The 2,381-nt window shown below is 71.7% G+C and carries 2 protein-coding genes and 1 pseudogene; 1 reads left to right on the plus strand and 2 read right to left on the minus strand.

The genetic code is table 11. From position 1 onward, the window contains the following. Positions 1 to 523, plus strand: a pseudogene (locus ASG00_RS15895) (ATP-dependent DNA ligase); the annotation flags it as partial. Positions 524 to 660: 137 nt separating this feature from the next. On the opposite strand, the gene ligD reads toward ASG00_RS15895, so the two are convergent. Continuing rightward, entirely contained in the window at positions 661 to 1,680 is a 1,020-nt protein-coding gene (gene ligD / locus ASG00_RS00095; RefSeq protein ID WP_056206009.1) for a non-homologous end-joining DNA ligase, read from the minus strand. A gap of 40 nt (positions 1,681 to 1,720) precedes the next feature. Beyond that, positions 1,721 to 2,381 (minus strand): SseB family protein (locus tag ASG00_RS15565; RefSeq protein ID WP_200930807.1); only part of this gene is annotated, 661 nt, incomplete at its 5' end.

Here is a 2,381-nt window from a genome sequence, read left to right on the forward strand (position 1 = left end):
CGAGTTCGAGGGGGCGGGGCTCGACGGTGTCGTGGCGAAGCGGCTCGATGAGCCGTATGCGCCGGGCAAGCGCACGATGCTGAAGATCAAGCATGCGCGCACGGCCGATGTCGTCGCGCTCGGCTACCGCGTGCATGCGTCGGGCGCGGGCGTCGGGTCGCTGCTGGTCGGACTGTACGGCGATGACGGCGAGCTGCGGCAGGTCGGCGGGGTGTCGGCGTTCACCGCCGCGCGCCGGCTCGAGCTCGTCGACGAGCTCGAGCCGCTCGTCGAGCGCGACGCCGACGGAGAGGTCGTGACGGGTGCGGGCGAGCGGTCGAGGTTCACCGGTTCGAAGGATGTCTCGTTCGTGCGTCTGCGCCCCGAGCGCGTGCTCGAGGTGCGCTACGACCAGCTCGAGGGAGCTCGGTTCCGGCATACGGTGCAGTTCGAGAGATGGCGTCCCGATCGGGATGCCGCGTCGTGCACCTTCGCGCAGCTCGATCAGATCGCGGCGTACGATCTCGCCGCCGTTCTCGACTGAGCGCCGCGCGAGCGCTGCCCCCGCTTGGCGCCGAATCCACGGGTGGGCGTCGAGTCCACGTCATCCCGTCGCAGGTGAAGCAGGGATTCGGCTCGCGGGAGTGGATTCGGCGATAGGGGGCGGGGTGCGCCCGCGGGTCAGTCCTTCTTCGCGCGGCTGGGCTGCACGCGCGGCGGCTCGCCGGGCATCTTGGGGAACTCGGGCGGGAACGGGAGCTCGCCGAGCCCGGCCTCGAGGTCGCGCTGCCACCAGTCGAGAAGCACGTCGATGCGACCCGGCGCGGCCGCGAACCCTTCCCAGGGGTCGCCGACCGCGGCGAGGCGCTCGGGCACACTGCGCACGGTGAACGCGTGCGGGTCGAGACCGTCGAGCTCGTCCCACCGCAGCGGCGTCGACACCGTCGCGGCCGCCGTCGCGCGCGGGCTGTACGCCCCCGCCATCGTGCGGTCGCGGTTGGCCTGGTTGAAGTCGACGAAGATGCGCTGCCCGCGCTCTTCCTTCCACCACGCTGTCGTCACCTGGTCGGGGAGCCGTCGTTCCAGCTCGCGCGCCACCGCGATGACGGCGTGGCGCACATCCAGGAACTCATGCGTCGGCTCGATGGGACAGAAGACATGGATGCCGCGGTTCCCGCTCGTCTTCAGCCACGCCGTCAACCCGGCGTCCGCGAGCAGGTCGCCCAGCACGGGCGCGACGGCCGCGGCCTCGCGGAAGCCGGTGCCGGGCTGCGGGTCGAGGTCGATGCGCAGCTCGACGGGGAGGTCGGGCGCCGCGGCGAGCGAGGCCCACGGGTGGAAGACGACGGTGTTCATCTGCGCCGCCCAGACGGCGACCGCGGGCTCGGTGAGCACGAGCTGCGGGTGCACCCGTCCGCTCGGGTAGGTGACGTCGACCGCTTCCACGTACGCGGGGGCGCCCTTGGGCGGATTCTTGGAGAAGAAGCTGTCGCCGTCGATGCCGCCGGGAAACCGCTCGAGCGACACCGGGCGCTGCCCGTTCGCCTCAAGGAAAGGCCCCGCCACGGCGATGAGATATTCGGCGAGCTCCCGCTTGGTGATGCCCGATTCCGCCCAGATGACGCGGCCGGGGCTCGACAGCGAGATCTCCCGATCGCCGTGGGGCCCCGGGACGATGAGGGTCAGTCTGTCGCCGGCCATGGCCTCACCTTAGGGCGCATAGCGCGGGAGCGCCGGGACCTTAGGGCGCATCGAGCGCGAGTACGGGGGCGAGGTCGGTGCGGGTGAGGGAGATCCACGGTCCGGCCGGATCCACGATGACTCCGGTGATGCCGTCGTCACTGCGCAGCGCGGCGCCGAGCTGCGGGCCCGTGATCTGCACGGGCTCGTCGCCGCGGCCGAGCGCGATGAGCTCGAGCGGGTGCGAGAACACCTCGATGTAGCGGGTGCCGTCTTCGGTGTGCACCTCCGCGATGCCCATGTCGCCCGACTCGGTGGTGCGGGCGGCGAGCCACAGGGGCGCGCTGACGAGCACACCGGCGACGGCGGCGGGGGTGGCGGCATCCCGAGCACCGAGCAGCAGGGTCTTGACGGCGAGCTCGGGGTCGAGGTCGACCAGCGCACGCTCGAGCAGCTGCCGCGGCAGGATCGCGGAATGCGGAGTGGAGGCATGGTCGATCGCGATGCCCGCGAAGTCATCGGTGAGCACCTCGTTCAGCACCTCGATCGCGGGCTTCGAGACGGCGGATGTGTCGGTGTCGCCGTCGGCATTCACGGCGTCTCGCAGCGCCTCGCCGCCTGAGAAGACGAGCGCGAACCGCTCGTCGCCGCGGGTCGCGATCGACAGCGGCAACTCCTTGCCCGCGTCGACGAGGGCGCGGGCGTCGCCCTTGACCCGCAGG

Source organism: Microbacterium sp. Leaf351 (assembly GCF_001423825.1).
Taxonomy (GTDB): Bacteria; Actinomycetota; Actinomycetes; order Actinomycetales; family Microbacteriaceae; genus Microbacterium; species Microbacterium ginsengisoli.

Excerpts from the sequence above, each read along its gene's own strand:
- ligD (WP_056206009.1), bottom strand. The coding sequence starts at position 1,680 with ATGGCCGGCGACAGACTGACCCTCATCGTCCCGGGGCCCCACGGCGAT.